This window comes from Cupriavidus sp. DF5525, assembly GCF_040149425.2.
Taxonomy (GTDB): Bacteria; Pseudomonadota; Gammaproteobacteria; order Burkholderiales; family Burkholderiaceae; genus Cupriavidus; species Cupriavidus pickettii_A.
This window is the reverse complement of the sequence record NZ_CP168265.1, coordinates 3,879,099-3,900,441: the sequence shown is the minus strand read 5'-3', so window position 1 is coordinate 3,900,441 and position 21,343 is coordinate 3,879,099. Positions and strand designations below refer to the sequence as shown.

The following is a 21,343-nucleotide window of genomic DNA, read 5'->3' as shown; positions in this document are numbered from 1 at the left end:
GCCCGCGGGCGGGGCGGTCTCAGTCGACCGCCTTGAACATGTCCTCGACCACCTTCTTGGCGTCGCCGAACACCATCATGGTCTTGTCCATGTAGAACAGCTCGTTGTCCAGCCCGGCATAGCCGGCCGCCATCGAGCGCTTGTTGACGATGATGGTCTTGGCCTTGTACGCCTCCAGGATCGGCATGCCGGCGATCGGTGACTTGGGGTCGTTCTTGGCCGCCGGGTTGACCACGTCGTTGGCGCCCAGCACCAGCACCACGTCGGCCTGGCCGAACTCGCTGTTGATGTCTTCCATCTCGAAGACCTGATCGTACGGCACCTCGGCCTCGGCCAGCAGCACGTTCATATGGCCCGGCATGCGGCCCGCCACGGGGTGGATCGCGTATTTCACGGTCACGCCCTTTTCTGCCAGCTTCTCGGTCAGTTCCTTGAGCGCGTGTTGGGCGCGCGCAACGGCCAGGCCGTAGCCCGGCACGATGATGACCGTTTCGGCGTTGCCCATCAGGAAGGCGGCATCGTCGGCCGAACCGGACTTCACGTTGCGCTGCGCCTGCGTGCCGGCGGCTGCCACAGCCGACGCGTCGCCGCCGAAGCCGCCCAGCAGCACGTTGAAGAACGAGCGGTTCATCGCCCGGCACATGATGTATGACAGGATCGCGCCGGAGGAACCTACCAGTGAGCCAGCGATGATCAGCATCGGGTTGTTCAGCGAGAAGCCGATGCCCGCCGCCGCCCAGCCCGAGTACGAGTTCAGCATCGACACCACCACCGGCATGTCGGCGCCGCCGATCGGGATGATGATGGTCACGCCCAGCACGAAGGCGATCGCCAGCATGATCAGGAACGGCAGCCACGCCTGCGACATGAAGAAGATGATGCCGAAGCCGACCATCGCCACCGCCAGCAGCAGGTTCAGCCAGTGCTGGCCGGCAAACACCACCGGCGCGCCCTGGAACAGGCGGAACTTGTAGCGTCCGGCCAGCTTGCCGAAGGCGATCACCGAGCCCGAGAAGGTGATGGCGCCGACAAAGCAGCCGATGAAGAGCTCGATGCGGTTGCCCAGCGGGATCAGGTGCGAGCCCGCCGGCGCGATGCCGAACGCGGCCGGCTCGGCCACCGCCGCCACGGCGATGAAGACCGCGGCCAGACCGATCAGCGAGTGCATCGCCGCGACCAGTTCCGGCATCTTGGTCATCTGGACCTTCCTGGCTACGTAAGCGCCGATGCCGCCGCCCACCACCAGCGCGGCGAAAATCAGCGCGAGGCCCGTGCCCACCGACGACTGGGCCGTGCCGGCCGCCAGAAAATCATTCTTGAGCTTGATAATCAGGACCAGCGTGGTCACCACCGCAATCGCCATGCCGATCATGCCGAAGGCATTGCCCTTGCGCGCCGAAGCCGGGTGGGACAGGCCCTTGAGCGCCTGGATAAAGCAGACCGAGGCCACCAGGTAGAGCAGGGTGACGAGGTTCATGCTGACGAGACCGGTCATCACGCACCCTCCCTGGCCAGCGCCTGCTTAGCCTCAGGGGCCTTGGCCTTCGGCTCTTTCTTCTTGAACATCTCCAGCATGCGCTGGGTGACCAGGAAGCCGCCGAACACATTGACCGCGGCCAGTGCCACCGCCAGCGTGCCCATCACGCGCCCGACCCCGCCTTCGGTCAGGCCCGCGGCGAGCATCGCGCCGACAATGATGATGGCCGAGATCGCGTTGGTCACCGCCATCAGGGGTGTATGCAGGGCCGGCGTGACCGTCCAGACCACGTGGTAACCCACGTAGATCGCCAGCACGAAGATGATCAGGTTGATCACCGTGTGGTTCACCATCTCCATCGACTTCTCCTCCGTTGCTTTGAATCCGGGATGCCGCGCGTTTTACTGAATTCTTATTGCTGTATTGCGAACGACCAGGATGGCGCCCCGCTGTCAGCGGGTGCCAAGGATCATTGGCTCTGAATGACCCATTTCGTGCCCCCTCTCCCGCTTGCGGGAGAGGGGAGAAAACCTCAGACCTTCTTGATTTCCTTGATGCCGTTCTTCTCGTTCACCAGGATGACCTTGGGCTTGTACGTGGCGATTTCCTCGTCGGTCATCGGCGCGTAGGTGCAGATGATCAGCTGGTCGCCCAGGTGCGCACGGCGCGCCGCGGCGCCATTCAGCGAGATCTCGCCGCTGCCGCGCTCGCCCTTGATGATGTAGGTGGAGAAGCGCTCGCCGTTGTTCACGTTGTACAGCTCGATCTTCTCGAACTCCTTCATGTCGGCAGCGTCCAGCAGGTCCTGGTCGATGCCGCACGAACCCTCGTAGTTGAGGTCCGCCTGCGTCACGGTGACGCGGTGGAGCTTGGCGCGGAGCATGATGCGTTGCATGGGTGATACGTCCTTATATGTAAAGCGAAAGCTGGTGGGCGCGCCCGGCGCCCCGTGAAATCACGCCGCCTCTCGCACGACCTGGCCGTCCCTGCACATCAGGCAAGCGGCGACGATGTCGTCCTCAAGGTTCAGCGTGTACTGGCCGTCCTTGTCGATGACCAGCTTGAGGAAGTCCAGCACGTTGCGCGCGTACAGCGCCGAGGCGTCCGCCCCGACCATGCTGGCGAGGTTGGTGTGTCCGACCAGCACGACGCCGTGGCGTTCGACCACTTCGTCGGCCACCGTCAGCGGGCAGTTGCCGCCTTGCGCGGCGGCCAGGTCGACCACCACCGAGCCCGGCTTCATCTGTTGCACGGTCGCTTCCTGCAGCAGCACCGGCGCCTTGCGGCCGGGGATCAGTGCGGTGGTGATGACGATGTCGGCCTGGATCGCGCGCTGGTGCACCAGTTCGGCCTGGCGCTTCATCCAGTCCGGCGGCATCGGGCGCGCATAGCCGCCCACGCCCTGCGCAATCTCGCGCTCTTCGTCGGTGAGGAAGGGGACGTCGAGGAACTTGCCGCCGAGCGATTCGATCTGTTCCTTGACCGCGGGGCGCACGTCGGAGGCTTCGATGACCGCGCCCAGCCGCTTGGCGGTGGCGATGGCCTGCAGGCCAGCCACGCCGGCGCCGAGGATCAGCACGCGCGCCGCCTTGACGGTGCCCGCGGCGGTCATCAGCATCGGCATGAAGCGCTGGTAGTGGTGCGCGGCCACCAGCACGGCCTTGTAGCCGGCAATGTTGGCCTGCGACGACAGCACGTCCATGCTCTGCGCGCGCGTGGTGCGGGGCGCGGCTTCCAGGGCAAAGGCGGTGATGTTCGCGGCGGACATGCGCGCGTTGTTCTCGGCATCGAAGGGATTGAGCATGCCGACCAGCACGGCGCCCGGCTTCATCTGCGCCAGTTCGGCCGCTTCGGGTGCGCGCACCTTGAGCACCAGCTGCGCGCCGAGTGCCTCGGCGGCGGTGCCGATGGTGGCGCCGACCGCCTCATACGCGCCGTCCGGCTGGCTGGCGCGCACGCCAGCGCCGGCCTGGACCACGACCTTGTGGCCCTGGGCGACGTATTTCTTGACGGTCTCCGGGGTGGCGGCGACACGAGTCTCGCCGGCCCGCGTCTCCTGCGGGATGCCGATGTACATCGTCAATTTCTCCTTTAGCTGGCGTCGTATCTGGTTGGGCGGGCCGACGTCTGGCCCATTGCGCGTCGCAATGGCTCATCCGCAGCGCACAATTTTTTCGCAGCTTACAGGATTCTGACGTTCAATGGTGACCGGCCGGTCGGGTTTTGAGGGTGGCGCCAAGCGGGCGTTTCGGCGCCCGCAGGGTGCCTGATGTGGCGCAGGTTGCGGGGTTCGCGGCGCTGCAGGATAGGCCGGCAACCGGTAGAATGCGGGATTGCCTAAAAATTGAGCATCATGTCAAGTGATTGGAATGCCAGCGTGACCGTTGCCGCCGTGATCGAGCGCGGCGGCCGTTTCCTGCTGGTGGAAGAGGAAACCGCGGACGGGCTGCGGCTGAACCAGCCCGCCGGCCACCTGGACCCGGGTGAAAGCCTGATCCGCGCCGTCATCCGCGAAACGCTGGAAGAAACCGCGCACACCTTCGAGCCGCGCGCGCTGCTGGGCTGCTATATGGGCCGATCGCTGTCGTCGCGCACCGGCTCGGACGTGACCTATGTGCGCTTTGCCTTTACCGGCGACCTGGGCTCGCTCGACGCGGGCCGCCAACTCGATACCGGCATCGTGCGCACAGTGTGGATGAGCGCGGAGGAACTGCGCGCCTGCCAGGAACGCCACCGTTCGCCGCTGGTGATGGCCTGCGTCGACGACTATCTGGCCGGCAAGCGCTATGCGCTGGACGCGCTGTACACGCATCCGTCGGTGCTGGAAGTTGGAGCGCAGCCGTGAGCGGGAAGGAAAAGCGCGTTGTCGTCGGCATGTCGGGCGGGGTCGATTCGTCGGTCACCGCGTGGCTGCTCAAGCAGCAGGGCTACGAGGTCATCGGCCTGTTCATGAAGAACTGGGAGGACGATGACGACAGCGAGTACTGCTCCACGCGCCAGGACTGGCTCGACGTGGTGTCGGTGGCCGACCTGATCGGCGTCGACGTGGAGGCGGTCAACTTCGCCGCCGAGTACAAGGACCGCGTCTTTGCCGATTTCTTGCGCGAGTACTCCGCCGGGCGCACGCCCAATCCAGACGTGCTGTGCAATGCCGAGATCAAGTTCAAGGCCTTCCTCGACCATGCGATGTCGCTCGGCGCGGAAACCATCGCCACCGGCCACTATGCGCGCGTGCGCCAGAATGCGGCGGGCAAGTTTGAGCTGCTCAAGGCACTGGACCACACCAAGGACCAAAGCTATTTCCTGCACCGGCTGAACCAGGCGCAGCTGTCGCGCACGCTGTTCCCGCTGGGCGAGATCCCCAAGACGCGCGTGCGCGAGATCGCTGCCGAAATCGGCCTGCCCAACGCGAAGAAGAAAGACTCCACCGGTATCTGCTTTATCGGCGAGCGCCCGTTCCGCGATTTCCTGAACCGCTACCTGCCGACCAGGCCGGGCCCGATGGAGACGCCGGACGGCAAGGTCGTGGGCGAGCATATCGGGCTGGCGTTCTACACGCTGGGCCAGCGCAAGGGCATCGGGCTGGGCGGCAGCCGCGACGGCAATGGCGACGCCTGGTACGTGGCGCGCAAGGATATGGCGAACAATACGCTTTACGTGGTGCAGGGCCACGACCATCCGTGGCTGCTGACGCCGGTGCTGAATGCGTCGGACCTGTCGTGGGTGGCAGGCGAGCCGCCGGCGGCAGGTGCGGCGATGGCGGCCAAGACGCGCTACCGCCAGAGCGATGCGGCCTGCACGGTGCGGGCGGTGGAGGGCGATGCGCTGACGCTCGGATTTGCCGAGGCGCAGTGGGCGGTGACGCCCGGCCAGTCCGCGGTGCTGTACGACGGCGACGTGTGCCTGGGCGGCGGCATCATCCAGTAACCGCTGGCCGAAGAAAGAAAAACACCCGCACGTAGCGGGAGCACGTAGCGGGTGTTTTTTCGTGAACCGTTGCGCCTCAGCCGCGCGGCGGTTCCGTATCGATGAAGGACTGCCGCTTGGACAGCTTTTCTTCCAGCGCCGCCAGGTTTGCATGACGCTCGCGCCAGGCGATCTCGGGGAAGCGGAAGTCCAGGTAGGACAGCGCGCAGCCCACCGCCACATCGGCCAGCGAATAATGCGTGCCCGTGCAGAAGGGCTTGTCGGCCAGGCCGTTGGCCATCGCCACCAGCGCCGCCTCGATCTTGCCGCGCTGGCGCTGCACCCAGCGCTCGCTGCGCTCGTGCGCCTCGCGCTGGGTTGCCTCCAGGCGCACCAGCAGCGCGGCGTCGAGCAGGCCGTCGGCCAGCGCTTCCCAGCAGCGCACTTCCAGCCGCTCGCGCCCGCCTTGCGGAATCATGCGGCTGACCGGCGTCAGCGTATCGACATACTCGACGATCACGCGCGAATCGAAGATCGCGCCGCCGTCTTCCATGACCAGGCACGGCACCTTGCCGAGCGGGTTGAATTGGCCGATCTTCGTCTCGGGCGACCAGACGTCCTCTTCGATCATCTGGTAGTCAATTTTCTTTTCCGCCATCACCACGCGCACCTTGCGCGCGTAGGGACTGGTTCGGGACGCATACAGCTTCATGTTCTCCCCTTGAGCGTGTTATGAAGTGCATCGTCGCTCCGTGGCAGCGGCGGCGGGGCGCGCCTGCTGGCCCGATGCACTTCATAACAGGCTAATGGAACGGCGAGCGCGAGTATACCCGCGGCGCAAGGCGAATGCGGGCTCGCGCACCGATGCCCCAAGGCGGCACTTGACCGCTGCCCCGGAGTGGGGGCGGGGGTGGTAAAATCCCGCGTTGCGCAGCGCCGGCGGTCCGCTCCGTGCGGCGCATCGGGCGCTTTTCCGATCCCCTTCCGATTCAACGCTTGCAGCGCGCCAGCCCCCGCGGCGCGACCCGTACGTCCCCTTTTTCCTCCCTTTCCCGGTTTCCAGCATGACCTCCTCTTCGCTTTCGCCGCTCACCGCCCTGTCTCCGATCGATGGCCGCTACGCCGCCAAGGCCGACGCGCTGCGCGAATGGCTGTCCGAGGCGGCCTTCATGCGCAACCGCGTCAAGGTCGAGGTGCACTGGCTGATCGCGCTGGCGCAGGCCGGCCTGCCCGACATGCCGAAGTTCTCGGCCGCCTCCGAGGCCGCGCTGCTGGCGCTGGTGGACAAGTTCAGCGAGGCCGACGCCGCTCGCATCAAGGAAATCGAAGCCGTCACCAATCATGACGTGAAGGCCGTCGAGTACTGGCTCAAGGAACAGGTCAAGGGCAATGCCGAGCTGGAAGCTGCCAGCGAGTTCATCCACTTCGCCTGCACCTCGGAAGACATCAACAACACCTCGCACGGCATGATGCTCAAGGGCGCTCGCGAGGCCGTGGTGGTGCCGGCGCTCAAGCGCGTGCACGCCCGCCTGGTTGAGTTGGCCAAGCTCAATGCAACGCAGCCGATGCTGTCGCGCACCCACGGCCAGCCGGCCAGCCCGACCACGCTGGGCAAGGAAATGGCCAACGTGGCCGCGCGCCTGGCGCGCGCGATCCAGCGCATCGAGCAGGTCGAGCTGCTGGGCAAGATGAACGGCGCGGTGGGCAACTACAACGCGCACCTGTCGGCCTACCCGACCTTCGACTGGGAAGCGTTCTCCAAGCAGGTGATCGAGACCCGCCTGGGCCTGACCTTCAACCCGTACACCATCCAGATCGAGCCGCACGACTACATGGCCGAGCTGTTCGACGCGGTCGCCCGCGCCAACACCATCCTGCTCGACCTGAACCGCGACGTCTGGGGCTATATCTCGCTGGGCTACTTCAAGCAGAAGACCAAGGCCGGCGAAATCGGCTCGTCGACCATGCCGCACAAGGTCAACCCGATCGACTTCGAAAACTCCGAAGGCAACCTGGGCCTGGCCAACGCCGTGCTGCGCCACCTGTCGGAGAAGCTGCCGGTGTCGCGCTGGCAGCGCGACCTGACCGACTCGACCGTGCTGCGCAATATCGGCGTGGCCTTCGGCTACAGCCTGCTGGCGTACGAGGCCTGCCTGCGCGGCCTGGGCAAGCTGGAAACCAATCCCGAGCGCCTGGACGAAGACCTCGACAACTGCTGGGAAGTGCTGGCCGAGCCGGTGCAGACCGTGATGCGCCGCTTTGGCGTGCCCAACCCGTATGAGCAGCTCAAGGAGCTGACCCGCGGCAAGGGCATCTCGCGCGAGGCGCTGCAGACCTTTATCAACGGCCTGGCGATCCCGGACGACGCCAAGAAGCTGCTGCTGGAGATGACCCCCGCCAGCTATATCGGCAAGGCCGTGGTGCTGGCCGAGCGCATCTGACGCAAGCCCCCGGCCCCCCACTGGGGCCGCAGCCGCAAGCAAAGAGCCATCCGCGAGGATGGCTCTTTGCCTTCCGGGGCCGCCGTGCAGGGCAGTGCACGCGGCCGCGCTGCGGCTTTGTGCCGCTTGCGGCTGAATGTCGCTTCAAAGCATTTGAATAACTTAATGAAGGACTGTCCTGCACCGGCGCACATCCGAGCGCAATAATGCGAGAATCCTAAGCACACGGGCGGGCTGGCTCCCGTCGGTGTCGTCCCCAAAATTGTGAAAGGCCCGTGACACGGGCGAGAGGAATCCGATGCGTTCTACCGCCAATGCCCCGACCGGCTACGGTGCCACCGCGATCGCCTTGCACTGGCTGGTCGCGCTGGCCATCTTTGCCGCGTTCGGGCTCGGCCTGTACATGACCGGCATTCCGGGGCTGACGCCGACCAAGCTCAAGCTCTACTCGTGGCACAAGTGGCTGGGCGTGACCATCTTTGCGATCGCCGTGCTGCGCGTACTGTGGCGTGCAACGCACTCGGCGCCGGCTGTCGCGCCCGGCACGCCGGCCTGGCAGGCCAAGGCCGCCACCGGCGCGCATCACCTGCTGTACGTGCTGATCCTGGTGGTGCCCATCACCGGCTACCTGTACAGCTTGGCCGCCGGCGTGCCGGTGGTCTACCTGGGCCTGTGGAAGATGCCGGTACTGCTGGAGAAGAACGACGAACTGAAGGAAGTGCTCAAATTCGCCCATGTCTGGCTGAACTACCTGATGGCGGCCGTGGTCTTCGTCCATGCGGCGGCGGCGGTCAAGCACCAGTTCGTGGACCGCGACGGCACGCTGGGCCGGATGCTGCCGTTCCTGCGCTGATCTGCGCTAACCGAACTATTTTCCGTACCGCGGCGCGTTGCGCCGACCCTGACAGGAGTCATTTGAGATGGAACGCACTTCCCGCAGCAATGCCCGCCGCGGCTCGCTTGTCATCGCCGCCGTCCTGGCTGCCACCGGCATCGCCGCCAACCTGGCCTGGGCGCAGGTCGACGCTGCCAAGAGTTCGGTCACTGCGGTCGCACGCCAGATCGGCGTGCCGATGGAGGGCAAGTTCAAGAAATTCGACGCCGCGGTCAACTTCGACCCGGCCAAGCTGGAGACCTCGTCGGCCAAGGTCGAGATCGATGTAGCAAGCTTCGAAATCGGCGACGCGGAGACCACCAAGGAAGTGAAGGGCAAGGACTGGTTCGATGCCGCGAAGTACCCGAAGGCCGTGTTCCAGTCGACCACCATCAAGAACGGCACGCCGGGCAAGTACGACGTGGCCGGCAAGCTGACCATCAAGGGCAAGACCGTGGACGTGGTGGTGCCTGCCACCTATCGCCAGGAGGGCTCGGCCCAGGTGTTCGAAGGCGCGCTGCCGATCAAGCGCACCGCGTTCAATATCGGCGACGGCGAGTGGAAGGACACATCCGTGGTGGCCGACGACGTGCAGATCAAGTTCCGCATCGTGCAGGCCGCGAAGAAGTAAGAGCAAGGCCGGCACTTGCCGGCGTACCCAAGCCGTACCCAACGACGTACTTAACGACGTACCAACAGACGTTCCGCCCAACCTTTTGTCGGGAGATTCCATGAAACTGCGTTCCCTCGTTGCCGCCGTCGCGGCCATTTCCGCAACCGCCGCCTTCGGCGTGGCTTCGGCCAATACCGTGACGTACAACCTCGATCCGACCCACACCTACCCGAGCTTCGAGGCCGACCACCTGGGCGGCCTGTCGACCTGGCGCGGCAAGTTCGACAAGTCCAGCGGCGTGGTCACGCTGGACCGTGCCGCCAAGAACGGCTCGGTCGAGGTCAAGATCGACGCGACTTCGATCGATTTCGGCAACGCCAAGCTGAACCAGCACGCCAAGGGCCCCGACATGTTCGACGTGGAAGCCTTCCCCGAGGCCACCTACAAGGGCAAGTTCTCCAAGTTCAAGGGTGACGTGCCGACCGAAGTCGATGGCGTGCTGACGCTGCGCGGCGTGTCCAAGCCGGTCAAGCTGGAGATCCGCGAGTTCAAGTGCATCCAGCACCCGATGCTCAAGCGCGAAGCCTGCGGCGCCGACGCCGTCGGTACCTTCAACCGCGCCGACTTCGGCCTGGACTACGGCGTGAAGATGGGCTTCAAGCCCGAAGTGAAGCTCGCCATCCAGGTGGAAGGCGTGCGCGCAGAGTAAGGACAAGCGAGCGCTATCGCCCGGTCCGTCAGGGCCGCGGTGACCATGAAGGCCGGCATTTTGCCGGCCTTTTTTGCTTTTCAGCAGCTGGTTCGACCGATTGTTCCATTCTCCCCGCGTACGAGGGGCTCAGGGGGCACTTGGTGTACGCGGCGCGATTGCCACAGTACAATGGGCCGCGGCAATTCCAAGACGATAAGGGCTGCCGGCGCACCCTCCCAAGGCGGGGTGCCGCGGCCCGCCAACAGGCTATAGCGCATTCCCTATGAGTATTCGCTGCACGTCCCGATACCGGTAGCCGTCCCCGCGACCCCTTCGCCCCCTCCTGCTGTACCCGGCCGTTCCGCCCTAGCAGTATGGCCTTCGCAGCGTTTCTCGGATTTCCCTGGGCAATACCGTGTATTCCAAAACGCAAATCGATCCGGTAGTTAGTTTCCGCAACTCGCAGGGCGAGCAGGTGCGCGGCACGATCATCAATCTCCAGAGAAAGTCTCTGGTGATGGAGATCTACAACCCGTATTCGATCGTGCAGGTCAGCGAGGTGCTGAGCGAGCTCAGCGTCCGCATGGGCGCCAAGAACGCCTATCTCGGCAAGGCCGTGGTGATGAGCCTGGTGAACACCGGCCTGACCGCGGTGGTGTCGCTGACGCTGATCGACGAGTGGCGCGAGCTGTCCGACCTGAACAACGAGCCCAAGTCGGTGGGGCGCGAAGCCGAGCTCTTCGTGCAGGACTGGGACACGCGTTTCAATATCCGGCGCGACTACCAGATCGTGGTCAACGAGATGCGCGCCTTCCTGTCTGAAGTGTCGCGCTGGGTCGAGCAGGTGGACCTGACCGAATCGCTGCCCAAGAAGGAAGGCAAGCTGCGCGAAGACGTGTTCTACGAGCTCTCCACGCCGATCATGGTCAAGACCAAGACGTACCTCGACTGGCTCGAGGGCGAGGCCGAGCGCGTCGACCCGGAGATCGCGCCGGTGCACCGCACCTATGCCCAGTCGGCACTGCACCCGCTGCTGCTGCGCGCGCCGTTCGTGTACCGCACCTTCACCAAGCCGCTCGGCTATGCCGGCGACTACGAGATGGTGAACCAGATCCTGGGCGACCCCCAACAGGGGCCGACCACCTACTTCCAGATCGTCAACACCGCCTTCCTGAAGGCGGCGGTGGCGACCGCGCACCGCAACCGCATCGACCTGCTGGTCGATTTCCTGACCCGCCAGGCCGAACGCGCGCGCGCCGAGGGCCGGCCGTTCCGCGTGCTCAACGTGGGCTGCGGGCCGGCTTTCGAGATCCAGCGCTTCGTGCGCGAGTATCCTAATCCGGAGCTGCTGTCATTCCAGCTGGTCGACTTCAGCGAAGAGACGCTGGAATACACGCGCAGCTCGATCGAGCACGCTGCCAGCAGCGCCGGGCGCAAGGTTTCCGTGGAGATGGTGCACCAGTCGGTGCACGAACTGCTCAAGCGGCGCATCTCGCCTGACGATATCAGTGCGCGGGAGTTCGACGCGGTCTACTGCGCGGGCCTGTTCGACTACCTGTCCGACAAGGTGTGCGCGCGGCTGCTGCAGTATTTCGCCTCGCGTTCGCGCCCGGGCGGGCAAATCCTGGTGACCAACGTCCACGCCAACAATCCTGAGAAATTCGGCATGGAACACCTGCTGGAGTGGTACCTGATCTACCGCGACGACCCCGGCATGGCACAGCTGCTGCCCGAGAACTCGCATTCGCACCGCATCTACGTTGACGCCACCGGCGTCAACGTGTTCGCGGAAGCCACCATTGACTGAGGCAGTCCCTGCGGACCACGCCATGAGCACCAACCAACTCTACGCCGGCTACCAGTCCGAGCTGGCCGACTTTCGCCTGGCGTTCAGCCGGGGCGGCGCCTACACCGCAATCGTGCTGGTCATGCTCGGGGTCGGACTCGACTATGGCCAGTATCCGCAGCAGCAGCTCGCCTTCGCCGTGGCGCGGGTGGTGGTGTCGCTGCTGATCGCGGGCGTCGTGGTGATGCTGTACAGCGCCGCGGGCCGGCGCTTCGCGCCATGGCTGACGCTGACCTGGCTGATGCTGCCGCAGATCATGATCGCGTGGATGATCTCGCAGACCGAAGGGGTGCAGTCTCCTTACTATGTCGGTCTCAACCTGGCGATCTTCGCCTCCGGCATCGCGCTGCCATTCGGGCTGTGGCAGAACCTGGTGTTCGGCGTGCTCTCGTACCTGCTGTACGTGCTGGCGTGCCTGTTCCACCCTGGCGGCATCGAGCCGGTCGGCACCTTTATCGTCAATTCGCTGTTCCTGCTGTTCGCCGCGGCGGCCAGCGGGGTCTACACCTTCTTCAACGAGCGCGCGCGCTTCATGCTGTTCCGGCTGAAGGCCGAGGTTGCCGAGAAGAACGCCGAGCTCGAGGTAATCAACCGCAAGCTGGTCGACATCAAGGGCCAGATGCTGCAGCAGGAGAAGATGGCCGCCATCGGTACGCTGGCGGCGGGGCTGCTGCACGAGGTCAACAACCCGGTCAACTTCTGCCTGATGGCGATCGAGGTGGCGATGGAAGAGCCGCAGGCCAAGGAAAGCGAGTCGCTGACCGAATGCCTGGTCGATGCCAAGCAGGGCATGCAGCGCATCCAGCATATCGTGTCCGACCTGAAGACGTTCGCCTACCGCAAGCCGGGCGCCGAGGTCGAAGGCACGCCGTTCCTGTTCGAGAAGGCGCTGGATTCGTCGATCCGGCTGACCGCGCACGAGCTGCGCGGGGTCAAGGTCACGCGCGAACTGCCCGACGACACGCTGGTGATGGGCGACGAAGCCGCCGTCATCGGCGTGCTGATCAACCTGTTCTCCAACGCGGCGCTGGCCATGCGCAAGGCCGGCACGCAGGAACCCGCGATCCATACCACGGTGCGCTGGGCCGAGAGACGGCTGCATGTGACAGTGCGCGACAACGGCCCCGGCATCGCGGCGGAACATCTGGCGCGCGTGTTCGAACCGTTCTTCACCACGCGCGAAGTGGGGCAGGGGCTGGGGCTTGGACTGTCGATCAGCTACGCGGTGATCGAGCGCCACGGCGGCCAGCTCTTTGCGGAGAGCGAGTTGGGCCAGTGGGCGGCGTTCAGCTTCGACCTGCCACGCGCGGAGTAAGCGACCATGAGCGAAGTCCAGCAAGCGCGGCCGACCATTCTCTACGTCGATGACGAGGACATGGCGCGCAAGTACTTTGCGCGCGCGGTCGGCGGCGAATACGAAGTCCTGCTCGCCGCGAGCGCCGACGAGGGCGTGGCGTTGCTGGGCGCCGAGAGCGCGCGCATCGCGATCCTGGTGACGGATTTCCGCATGCCGGGGCGCGACGGCGGCGACCTGCTGCGCCAGGTTGCGCAGGACTACCCGCAGATCGTGCGGATCCTGGTGACGGCCTACGCCGACAAGGATGTGCTGCTGCAGACCGTCAACTCCGGCGAAGTCTTCCGCATCCTGGAAAAGCCGCTGAGCGTCACCGACGTGCGCGAGGTGCTGCGCCAGGCCGGCGAGCGCCACCGCGAACGCGCGCTGCGCCAGCACCGGCTGATGGCAATCGATGAGACGCTGGCGTTCCTGGCGCATGAGCTGAACACGCCGCTGGCGGCCATCGCCAACTTTGCGCGTGGCATCCAGAGCCGCGTCGCGGGCGAGTACAGCGAGCAGCGTCTGGGCGAGGTCGGCCAGGCGGCCAGCGCCATGCACGACAATGCGCAGTATTGCCTGGCGGTGCTGTCGTCGTTCCTGCAGTCCGTGCGCAGCAGCGCCGGCAGCCCGGTGGCCCGGCCGGAGCCGGCGGCCGAAGTCAGCGCGGGTGCGCTGGTAGCGTCATTGCTCGATACCTATCCGTTCGCGGGCGAGCAGCGCCAGTGGGTGCAGGTCGAGGTGCACGGCGATTTCCCGGTGCAGACGCTGCCCAACTGCGTGGCGCTGGTGTTGTCGTCGGTGATGAGCAACGCGCTGCGCGCACTGGCCGACGTGGCCGCGCCGTCGCTGCGCTTCGTGGTGGTGGCCCAGCCGAGCCAGGAAATCCGCATCTGCGACAACGGCCCCGGCATCCCGCCCGAGGTGATGGAGCGCCTGCTGGTCGATCCCGTCACCACCCACGCCAGCGCCGGCGGCAGCGGCCTGGGCATGATTTTCTGCAACCGCGTCATGCAATCCTTCGGCGGCGGCATCCGGATCGCGTCCGCGTCCGGAGCCGGGACCACGGTGACGCTGGACTTTCCAAATTACAAGCATCGAATGATTAGGAGTGACCGATGAGCGAACTGATTGCCACCCAGGCACCACCCCCGGCGATTCTGTTCGTCGATGACGAGGCGACCGCCGTGAAGTACTTCCAGCGCGCCATCGGTGCGCTGGCGCCGGTGGTGACCGGCGGCTCGGTGGAAGAGGGCAAGGCGCTGCTCGATGCCCACGCCGACAGCCTGGCCGTGCTGGTGTCTGACCAGCGCATGCCGGGCGAGTACGGCAACGAACTGCTGCGCTATGCGCGCGAGCGCTACCCGCATATCGTGCGCATCCTGACCACGGCGTATTCGGAGCTCGACCAGACCGTCGCAGCGGTCAACGAGGGCCAGATCCACCGCTATATCAAGAAGCCGTGGGACATCACGGCGCTGCGCATGGAACTGAAGCAGGCGCTGGAGCTGTCCGGCCTGCGCAAGGAACGCGACCAGCTGGTGCGCGAGAAGCTGGCCGTGCTGCAGACCCAGACCGTGGCCACCCGCATCGGCATGCTGCACGCACTGTGCGCCAGCCTCATCGGCCCCGGCCGCTTCCAGCCGGTGGAAACCTACCTGGCGGCGGTCGACCTGGCCGGCGCGCGCAACGCCGAGCCGGACTGGCAGCGCATGGACTACGCCGACCTGGTACGCGCGGAATCCGAGCGTAGCGGCAGCTTCGGCCATGCCGTGGGCACGCGCCTGGCGGAACTGCGTAGCGCCAACGCGGGCAAGGGCGCGGCCGATGCCCCGACGGTGATCGCCGACGCGCTCGGCAGCGAGGTGGTGCGCCGCGACGGCGACACCGTGGTGTGGACCGCACCGGCCACGCTGGCCGAGTTCCTGGCGCAGCCGGTGGGCAAGCCCGTGTCGGCGCCGCACGCGGCCTGGCTGGCGAGCCTGCTATGGCTGGAGGAGGTCGGCGGCGCGGTGAAGTTCGCGCGCGACGGTGACACCATCGTGTGCCGCACGGGCCCACGCAGCGAGAGCTTCGCGGCCGACCGGCTGGCGGCGTGGATCGAGCGCTTCGCCGAGCAAGTCTGATCTCCGGATCGCTTCACGCAATGAAAATGGCGCCCCGCGGGGCGCCATTTCTTTGCCGGCTTCTTTTGCCTGCGTTCGGGCCGTCAGGCCTGCGCGCCGTAGTTGGGGTCGTTGCGGTCGGTCGAATCTGACTTCTTGTCGCCCTTGACCAGGTCCTCGCGCTTGACGCCCAGCCACATCGCCAGCGCCGCGGCCACGAACACCGACGAGTAGATACCGAACAGGATACCCACCGTCAGCGCGAGCGCGAAGTAGTGCAGCGTGGGGCCGCCGAAGAAGAACATCGACAGCACCATCATCTGGGTCGAGCCGTGGGTGATGATAGTGCGCGAGATGGTGCTGGTGATCGCGTTGTCGATGATCTCGTGGGTGGTCATCTTGCGGAACTTGCGGAAGTTCTCGCGCACCCGGTCGAAGATCACCACCGATTCGTTGACCGAGTAGCCCAGCACCGCCAGCACCGCCGCCAGCACCGACAGCGAGAATTCCCACTGGAAGTAGGCGAAGAAGCCCAGGATGATGACCACGTCGTGCAGGTTGGCGATGATGCCCGCCACCGCGAACTTCCACTCAAAGCGGAACGACAGGTAGATCACGATGCCGGCCACCACGCACAAGAGGGCCAGCAGGCCGTCGGTGGCCAGTTCCTTGCCCACCTGCGGGCCGACGAACTCCACCCGTTGCAGCTTCACGTCAGGCGAGGCGGCCTGCAGCGCGGTCATCACCTGCTCGCTCTGCTGGGCCGAGGTGACGGGCTTGCCGTCCGGACCCTTCTGCAGCGGCAGGCGGATCATGACGTCTCGCGAGGTGCCGAAGTTCTGCACCTGCACGTCGGTATAGCCCAGCTTGCCCACCTGGCCACGGATCTTTTCCAGGTCGGCAGCCTGCTGGTAGCTGACCTCCATCACCGTGCCGCCGGTGAATTCGATCGACAGGTGCAGGCCCTTGTGCCAGAGGAAGAACACGGCGGCGGCAAACGTCAGGAAGGAAATCACGTTGAAGACCAACGCGTGCTTCATGAACGGAATGTCGCGCCGGATGCGGAAGAATTCCATGTTGAATCCTGTTCTGTACTGCTAGTTGTTGCTGATCGGCTCTGCCGCCCGCTTTACTTGGCGACCGGCGTGTCGGTGGCGTTGCCCGGCTTCCAGATCTGGCCGATGGCCACGCTCTGCAGCTTCTTCTTGCGGCCGTACCAGAGGTTGACCAGGCCGCGGTTGAAGAACACCGCCGAGAACATCGAGGTCAGGATGCCCAGGCAGTGCACCACGGCAAAGCCGCGCACCGGGCCCGAACCGAAGGCCAGCAGCGCCAGGCCGGCGATCAGCGTGGTCACGTTCGAGTCCAGGATGGTGGCCCAGGCGCGGTCGAAGCCGACCGCGATCGCCATCTGCGGCGACGCGCCCGCGCGCAGTTCCTCGCGGATGCGCTCGTTGATCAGCACGTTGGCGTCGATGGCCATGCCCAGCACCAGCGCGATGGCGGCGATGCCCGGCAGCGTCAGCGTGGCCTGCAGCATCGACAGCACGGCGATCAGCAGCAGCAGGTTCACGCCCAGCGCCAGCACCGAGAACACGCCGAACAGCATGTAGTACAGGATCATGAACACGCCGATCGCGGCAAAGCCGTAGGCGACCGAGTCAAAACCCTTCTGGATGTTGTCGGCGCCCAGCGACGGGCCGATGGTGCGCTCTTCGATGATTTCCATCGGCGCGGCCAGCGAGCCGGCGCGCAGCAGCAGGGCCAGGTCGTTGGCGGCTTCGGTCGAATAGGAGCCGGTGATCTGGAAGCTCGAGCCCAGTTCGGACTGGATCGTCGCCACCGTCAGCACTTCACCCTTGCCCTTCTCGAACAGCACGATCGCCATCGGCTTCTTCAGGTTCTCGCGCGAGACGTCGCGGAGCACGCGGCCGCCCTGGGCGTCGAGCTTGATGTTGACCGAAGGCTGCTGGTTCTGGTCGAAGCCGGCCGAGGCGCTTTCAATGCGATCGCCGGTGAAGATGACCTGCTTCTTCAGCACCACCGGGGCGCCGTTGCCTTGCGTGAAGAGTTCGCTGCCGAACGGGACCGGGTCGCCCGGGCGCGGGCTGCGCGGCGCGTCGTTGTCGACCAGGCGCGCTTCCAGCGTGGCGGTGCGGCCGATGATGTCCTTGGCCTTGGCGGTGTCCTGCACGCCCGGCAGCTGCACCACGATGCGGTCGGCGCCTTGCTGCTGGATCACCGGCTCGGCCACGCCCAGTTCGTTCACGCGGTTGTGCAGCGTGGTGATGTTCTGCTTGACCGCGGCGTCCTGCACGGCCTTGCGCGCGGCCTCGGTGAAGGTGCCGACGATGTTGTTGCCGTCCATGGCGAAGGCCACTTCGCGCAGGTTCTCGGCCAGCACGGCACGGGCGCGGTTGGCTTCGTCGGCATTGTTGAAGCGCACCGTCAGGCGCTCGCCGTCGCGGTCGATGCCGCCGTGGCGGATGCCCTTGTCGCGCAGCAGCGTGCGCGCGTCGCCGGCCAGGCTGTCGAGCTTCTTGTCGACGGCGCCCTTCATGTCGACCTGCAGCAGGAAGTGCACGCCGCCGCGCAGGTCCAGACCCAGGTACATCGGCAGCGCGTGCATGGCGGTCAGCCAGTGCGGCGAGCCCGACAGCAGGTTCAGCGCAACCACGTAGGTGGGGTCGGCGGGGACCGGGTTGAGCGAGCGCGACAGCACGTCCTTGGCCTTGAGCTGCTCGTCGGTGGTGCGGAAACGCGCCTTGACCGAGCCCGACTGGCCGGAAATGTCGAAGAACACGCCGTCAGGCCGGAACTGGTTCTGCGCCAGGATCTCTTCGACCTGCTTCTGCATGGACAAGTCGACCTTGACCGTGGCCTTGCCCGAAGACACCTGCACGGCGGGCGCCTCGCCGAAGAAGTTCGGCAAGGTATAGATGATGCCGATGGCCAGGGCCACCAGGATCACGATGTACTTCCAAAGCGGATAACGATTCATCTCGGGCCAGTCATTCAGCGGTTGGCGGGGCCGGCGCAGGCGTGGCGCGCCACGTCGGCGGCGCCGAACCGGTTTGGCAAACAGCCGCCTGGCAGCCACGGATGGAAGCCGCCGGGGCTTCGTCGGGCTGGATCAGGCGGCTGCCGGGGCATGCGCGAACGGGCATGCCGGAAAAGACAAAGGCGGGAGTCGCGTGGGCGCTCGGCGGATCAGAGCGCCTTCAGCGAGCCCTTCGGCAGCACCGTGGTCACGGCGTTCTTCTGCACGGTGATTTCCGTGCCCGTGGCGATTTCCAGACCGACGTACTGGTCGGTGACCTTGGTCACGCGGCCCAGGATACCGCCGGCGGTGACGACTTCATCGTTCTTGGCCAGCGCTTCGAGCATCGCCTTTGATTCCTTCTGGCGCTTCATTTGCGGGCGGATCATGATGAACCACAGCACCGCAAACATCAGGATGATGGGCAGGAAGCTCATCAGGCCGCCAGCCGCGCCGCCGGCACCGGCGGTCTGGGCAAATGCGTTAGAAATCAACACGTTGGTTCTCCGTCACAAAAGTCAGTCAGTTAATCGAGCATTCTACCATTCGCATTCTGCCCGCCTCAGGCATTCTAGGGCGGAATACGGGTTTGTTCGGGGTGATTCCGGGGCGACTCGGGGCGACTCGGGGCGGCGCCAGTTTCCGCGCGCTGTCCGCACGTTCACCGGTGCATGACCCGGGCTATTCGACCGGCGCCGGCGGGAAAGTTCGCGCCGGCGCCCGCTTTCACTGCGTGCCGCGCGCGCGATCGGCCGCAAACTGGCGGCGGAAGTCGGTGAAACGGTGCTGCTCGATCGATTCGCGCACCTCGCGCATCAGCTGCAGGTAGTAGTGCAGGTTGTGAATGGTATTCAGGCGCGCGCCCAGGATCTCGCCCACGCGGTGCAGGTGGTGCAGGTAGGCGCGCGAGAAGTTGCGGCAGGTGTAGCAGGCGCAGCTTTCATCGAGCGGGCGCGGGTCGTTGCGGTGCGCCGCGTTCTTGATCTTGACGTCGCCGTAGCGGGTGAAGAGCCAGCCGTTGCGCGCGTTGCGGGTGGGCATCACGCAATCGAACATGTCGACGCCCGCGGCCACACCGGCCACCAGATCTTCCGGCGTGCCCACGCCCATCAGGTAGTGCGGCTTGTCGGCCGGCAGGCGCGGCGCCACGTGCTCCAGCACGCGCATCATGTCTTCTTTGGGCTCGCCCACCGACAGGCCGCCGATGGCAAAGCCGTGGAAATCCAGCTCGGACAGCCCCGCCAGCGATTCATCGCGCAGGTCCTCGTACATGCCGCCCTGGACGATGCCGAACAGCGCGTTCGGGTTGGCCACGCGTTCGAACTCGTCGCGCGAGCGCTTGGCCCAGCGCAGGCTCATGCGCATCGACTTGGCCGCTTCCTCGTGCGTGGCGGGGCGCCCGTCGATCTCGTAGGGCGTGCACTCGTCGAACTGCATCACGATGTCGGAGTTCAGCGTGCGCTGGATCTGCATCGAGATCTCGGGCGACAGGAAGAGCTTGTCGCCATTGACCGGTGATGCGAACGTGACGCCATCTTCGGTGATCTTGCGCAGATCGCCCAGCGAAAACACCTGGAAGCCGCCAGAATCGGTCAGGATCGGCTTGTCCCAGCCGATAAATTTGTGTAGGCCCTCGTGGGCCTTGACCACGTCCAGCCCCGGGCGCAGCCACAGGTGGAAGGTGTTGCCAAGGATGATGTGCGCGCCGATCTCGTTCAGTTCCAGCGGCGACATGGCCTTGACCGAGCCGTAGGTGCCGACCGGCATGAAGATCGGCGTCTCGACCACGCCGTGGTTCAGCGTGACGCGGCCGCGGCGGGCGTTGCCGTCGGTGGTGATGAGTTCGAAGTTGAGCATGGCGGGTAGTTCTGGGTTCAGGCCTCGGGGCCGGCGGCGGGCTGGCGCGTCAGCAGCATGGCGTCGCCGTAGCTGAAGAAACGGTAGCGCTGCTCGACCGCATGGCGGTAGGCGGCGCGGATGGCTTCCACACCGGACAGCGCAGAGACCAGCATGAGCAGCGTCGACCTGGGCAGGTGGAAGTTGGTGATCAGGGCATCGACCAGGCGGAAGCGGTAGCCGGGCGTGATGAAGATATCGGTGTCGCCGCTGCCGGCGGCGAGCGTGCCGTCGGCCTGCGCGGCCGATTCCAGCGCGCGCAGCGAGGTGGTGCCGACCGCGATCACGCTGCCGCCGCGGGCGCGGGTGTCGCGCACGGCCTGGGCCAGTTCCTCGGAGATCGCGTACCACTCCGAGTGCATCTTGTGCTCGGCCAGGTTCTCGGTGCGCACCGGCTGGAACGTGCCAGCGCCCACGTGCAGCGTCAGGAAGGCGCGGCGCACGCCAGCGGCATCGAGGCGCGCGAACAGCGCATCGTCGAAATGCAGCCCTGCGGTGGGTGCGGCCACGGCGCCCGGACTGCGCGCGTAGACGGTCTGGTAGCGGGTCTCGTCGTAGGCGTCCGGGTCGTGCGTGATATACGGCGGCAGCGGCAGGCGGCCGTAGCGCTCGATCAGGTCCAGCGCCGGCTCGGGGAAGCGCAGCGTGAAGAACTGGTCCACGCGCGGCCCCACGGTGACGGCGAAGGCGTCGTCGGCCAGATGCAGCGTGCTGCCCTCGGCGGGCGTCTTGGAGGCGCGCACCTGGGCCAGCACGGTGTGGCTGTCGACGATGCGCTCGACCAGCACCTCGATCTTGCCGCCGCTGGGCTTGTGGCCGAAGAAGCGCGCCTTGATCACGCGCGTGTCGTTGAACACCAGCAGGTCATCGGGACGCAGGTAGTCGACGATATCGCTGAAGGCGCGATCGACCAGGCGCACCGCGTCGGCGGTGTCGGCGGGCGCGAGCCGTTCGACCACCAGCAGCCGGCTGGCACTGCGGTCGGGCAGCGCGCTCTGGGCAATCAGTTCGGGCGGCAGCGGAAAATCGAAATCGGAGAGCGTCAACATCGTGGAAACGGCGGGGGGCGGCCGGCAGCCATGCGGGCCGGAGAGGCTAAGTGGGGCACAAAGCGGCACTCC

The 21,343-nt window shown here is 65.9% G+C and carries 20 protein-coding genes; 10 read left to right on the top strand and 10 right to left on the bottom strand.

Going from position 1 to position 21,343, the window contains the following annotated elements; translation table 11 throughout:
- Positions 1-19: 19 nt before the first annotated feature.
- From ABNX08_RS18220 to ABNX08_RS18205, 4 genes are all read right to left on the bottom strand, one after another.
- A complete protein-coding gene (locus ABNX08_RS18220) occupies positions 20-1,495 on the bottom strand; it encodes an NAD(P)(+) transhydrogenase (Re/Si-specific) subunit beta (RefSeq protein WP_374063623.1) in 1,476 nt (491 codons plus the stop codon).
- Positions 1,495-1,836 (bottom strand): NAD(P) transhydrogenase subunit alpha, encoded by a 342-nt coding sequence (locus ABNX08_RS18215; protein ID WP_022536554.1) that lies wholly within the window; start codon positions 1,834-1,836, stop codon positions 1,495-1,497. Before ABNX08_RS18215 ends, ABNX08_RS18220 begins: the two co-directional genes overlap by 1 nt.
- A gap of 173 nt (positions 1,837-2,009) precedes the next feature.
- Entirely contained in the window at positions 2,010-2,372 is a 363-nt protein-coding gene (gene panD, locus ABNX08_RS18210; RefSeq protein ID WP_012353832.1) for an aspartate 1-decarboxylase, read from the bottom strand.
- A 60-nt stretch (positions 2,373-2,432) separates the two neighbouring features.
- Entirely contained in the window at positions 2,433-3,554 is a 1,122-nt protein-coding gene (locus ABNX08_RS18205; protein WP_349606326.1) for a Re/Si-specific NAD(P)(+) transhydrogenase subunit alpha, read from the bottom strand.
- A 276-nt stretch (positions 3,555-3,830) separates the two neighbouring features.
- Here ABNX08_RS18205 and ABNX08_RS18200 point away from each other — a divergent pair, with 276 nt between their 5' ends.
- On the top strand, positions 3,831-4,322 hold the full coding sequence (locus ABNX08_RS18200; RefSeq protein WP_022536552.1) for an NUDIX hydrolase: 492 nt from the start codon (positions 3,831-3,833) through the stop codon (positions 4,320-4,322).
- Positions 4,319-5,404: a tRNA 2-thiouridine(34) synthase MnmA gene (gene mnmA / locus ABNX08_RS18195; protein ID WP_022536551.1), complete on the top strand. Its 1,086-nt coding sequence runs from the start codon at positions 4,319-4,321 to the stop codon at positions 5,402-5,404. The genes ABNX08_RS18200 and mnmA overlap by 4 nt, the downstream gene beginning before the upstream one ends.
- 76 nt (positions 5,405-5,480) lie before the next feature.
- On the opposite strand, the gene ABNX08_RS18190 is transcribed toward mnmA, so the two are convergent.
- Positions 5,481-6,095, bottom strand: coding sequence for a glutathione S-transferase N-terminal domain-containing protein (locus tag ABNX08_RS18190; protein ID WP_022536550.1), 615 nt, complete (start codon positions 6,093-6,095; stop codon positions 5,481-5,483).
- A 352-nt stretch (positions 6,096-6,447) separates the two neighbouring features.
- Here ABNX08_RS18190 and purB point away from each other — a divergent pair, with 352 nt between their 5' ends.
- The 8 genes from purB to ABNX08_RS18150 all read left to right on the top strand — a co-directional run bounded on the left by purB (position 6,448) and on the right by ABNX08_RS18150 (position 15,307).
- Complete coding sequence (purB, locus tag ABNX08_RS18185) at positions 6,448-7,824, top strand: adenylosuccinate lyase (RefSeq protein ID WP_022536549.1); 1,377 nt, start codon at positions 6,448-6,450, stop codon at positions 7,822-7,824.
- 298 nt (positions 7,825-8,122) lie between these two features.
- Positions 8,123-8,677, top strand: coding sequence for a cytochrome b (locus ABNX08_RS18180; RefSeq protein WP_349606323.1), 555 nt, complete (start codon positions 8,123-8,125; stop codon positions 8,675-8,677).
- 67 nt (positions 8,678-8,744) lie between these two features.
- Entirely contained in the window at positions 8,745-9,329 is a 585-nt protein-coding gene (locus ABNX08_RS18175) for a YceI family protein (protein WP_022536547.1), read from the top strand.
- Positions 9,330-9,429: 100 nt separating this feature from the next.
- The gene (locus ABNX08_RS18170) at positions 9,430-10,020 is read left to right on the top strand and encodes a YceI family protein (RefSeq protein ID WP_022536546.1); all 591 of its coding nucleotides are present in this window, start codon (positions 9,430-9,432) and stop codon (positions 10,018-10,020) included.
- A 397-nt stretch (positions 10,021-10,417) separates the two neighbouring features.
- The gene (locus tag ABNX08_RS18165) at positions 10,418-11,809 is read left to right on the top strand and encodes a class I SAM-dependent methyltransferase (RefSeq protein ID WP_022536545.1); all 1,392 of its coding nucleotides are present in this window, start codon (positions 10,418-10,420) and stop codon (positions 11,807-11,809) included.
- A 22-nt stretch (positions 11,810-11,831) separates the two neighbouring features.
- The gene (locus ABNX08_RS18160; RefSeq protein WP_022536544.1) at positions 11,832-13,163 is read left to right on the top strand and encodes a sensor histidine kinase; all 1,332 of its coding nucleotides are present in this window, start codon (positions 11,832-11,834) and stop codon (positions 13,161-13,163) included.
- A 6-nt stretch (positions 13,164-13,169) separates the two neighbouring features.
- Positions 13,170-14,303, top strand: coding sequence for a hybrid sensor histidine kinase/response regulator (locus ABNX08_RS18155; RefSeq protein WP_022536543.1), 1,134 nt, complete (start codon positions 13,170-13,172; stop codon positions 14,301-14,303).
- Positions 14,300-15,307, top strand: coding sequence for a response regulator (locus ABNX08_RS18150; RefSeq protein ID WP_022536542.1), 1,008 nt, complete (start codon positions 14,300-14,302; stop codon positions 15,305-15,307). Before ABNX08_RS18155 ends, ABNX08_RS18150 begins: the two co-directional genes overlap by 4 nt.
- An 83-nt stretch (positions 15,308-15,390) precedes the next feature.
- On the opposite strand, the gene secF is transcribed toward ABNX08_RS18150, so the two are convergent.
- The 5 genes from secF to queA all read right to left on the bottom strand — a co-directional run bounded on the left by secF (position 15,391) and on the right by queA (position 21,271).
- Positions 15,391-16,362, bottom strand: coding sequence for a protein translocase subunit SecF (gene secF, locus ABNX08_RS18145; RefSeq protein ID WP_022536541.1), 972 nt, complete (start codon positions 16,360-16,362; stop codon positions 15,391-15,393).
- A 53-nt stretch (positions 16,363-16,415) separates the two neighbouring features.
- Positions 16,416-18,287 (bottom strand): protein translocase subunit SecD, encoded by a 1,872-nt coding sequence (gene secD, locus ABNX08_RS18140; RefSeq protein WP_022536540.1) that lies wholly within the window; start codon positions 18,285-18,287, stop codon positions 16,416-16,418.
- A gap of 209 nt (positions 18,288-18,496) precedes the next feature.
- The gene (yajC, locus tag ABNX08_RS18135; RefSeq protein ID WP_022536539.1) at positions 18,497-18,823 is read right to left on the bottom strand and encodes a preprotein translocase subunit YajC; all 327 of its coding nucleotides are present in this window, start codon (positions 18,821-18,823) and stop codon (positions 18,497-18,499) included.
- Positions 18,824-19,052: 229 nt separating this feature from the next.
- On the bottom strand, positions 19,053-20,183 hold the full coding sequence (tgt, locus tag ABNX08_RS18130) for a tRNA guanosine(34) transglycosylase Tgt (RefSeq protein WP_349606321.1): 1,131 nt from the start codon (positions 20,181-20,183) through the stop codon (positions 19,053-19,055).
- Between the two features lie 17 nt (positions 20,184-20,200).
- Complete coding sequence (gene queA, locus ABNX08_RS18125; protein ID WP_022536537.1) at positions 20,201-21,271, bottom strand: tRNA preQ1(34) S-adenosylmethionine ribosyltransferase-isomerase QueA; 1,071 nt, start codon at positions 21,269-21,271, stop codon at positions 20,201-20,203.
- Between the last annotated feature and the right edge of the window lie 72 nt (positions 21,272-21,343).

Excerpts from the sequence above, each read along its gene's own strand:
- ABNX08_RS18175 (WP_022536547.1), top strand. The coding sequence starts at position 8,745 with ATGGAACGCACTTCCCGCAGCAATGCCCGCCGCGGCTCGCTTGTCATC.
- ABNX08_RS18180 (WP_349606323.1), top strand. The coding sequence starts at position 8,123 with ATGCGTTCTACCGCCAATGCCCCGACCGGCTACGGTGCCACCGCGATC.
- secD (WP_022536540.1), bottom strand. The coding sequence starts at position 18,287 with ATGAATCGTTATCCGCTTTGGAAGTACATCGTGATCCTGGTGGCCCTG.
- queA (WP_022536537.1), bottom strand. The coding sequence starts at position 21,271 with ATGTTGACGCTCTCCGATTTCGATTTTCCGCTGCCGCCCGAACTGATT.
- panD (WP_012353832.1), bottom strand. The coding sequence starts at position 2,372 with ATGCAACGCATCATGCTCCGCGCCAAGCTCCACCGCGTCACCGTGACG.
- ABNX08_RS18160 (WP_022536544.1), top strand. The coding sequence starts at position 11,832 with ATGAGCACCAACCAACTCTACGCCGGCTACCAGTCCGAGCTGGCCGAC.
- purB (WP_022536549.1), top strand. The coding sequence starts at position 6,448 with ATGACCTCCTCTTCGCTTTCGCCGCTCACCGCCCTGTCTCCGATCGAT.
- ABNX08_RS18155 (WP_022536543.1), top strand. The coding sequence starts at position 13,170 with ATGAGCGAAGTCCAGCAAGCGCGGCCGACCATTCTCTACGTCGATGAC.
- ABNX08_RS18170 (WP_022536546.1), top strand. The coding sequence starts at position 9,430 with ATGAAACTGCGTTCCCTCGTTGCCGCCGTCGCGGCCATTTCCGCAACC.
- secF (WP_022536541.1), bottom strand. The coding sequence starts at position 16,362 with ATGGAATTCTTCCGCATCCGGCGCGACATTCCGTTCATGAAGCACGCG.
- ABNX08_RS18150 (WP_022536542.1), top strand. The coding sequence starts at position 14,300 with ATGAGCGAACTGATTGCCACCCAGGCACCACCCCCGGCGATTCTGTTC.
- ABNX08_RS18190 (WP_022536550.1), bottom strand. The coding sequence starts at position 6,095 with ATGAAGCTGTATGCGTCCCGAACCAGTCCCTACGCGCGCAAGGTGCGC.
- tgt (WP_349606321.1), bottom strand. The coding sequence starts at position 20,183 with ATGCTCAACTTCGAACTCATCACCACCGACGGCAACGCCCGCCGCGGC.
- ABNX08_RS18220 (WP_374063623.1), bottom strand. The coding sequence starts at position 1,495 with ATGACCGGTCTCGTCAGCATGAACCTCGTCACCCTGCTCTACCTGGTG.
- ABNX08_RS18205 (WP_349606326.1), bottom strand. The coding sequence starts at position 3,554 with ATGTACATCGGCATCCCGCAGGAGACGCGGGCCGGCGAGACTCGTGTC.
- ABNX08_RS18200 (WP_022536552.1), top strand. The coding sequence starts at position 3,831 with ATGTCAAGTGATTGGAATGCCAGCGTGACCGTTGCCGCCGTGATCGAG.
- ABNX08_RS18215 (WP_022536554.1), bottom strand. The coding sequence starts at position 1,836 with ATGGAGATGGTGAACCACACGGTGATCAACCTGATCATCTTCGTGCTG.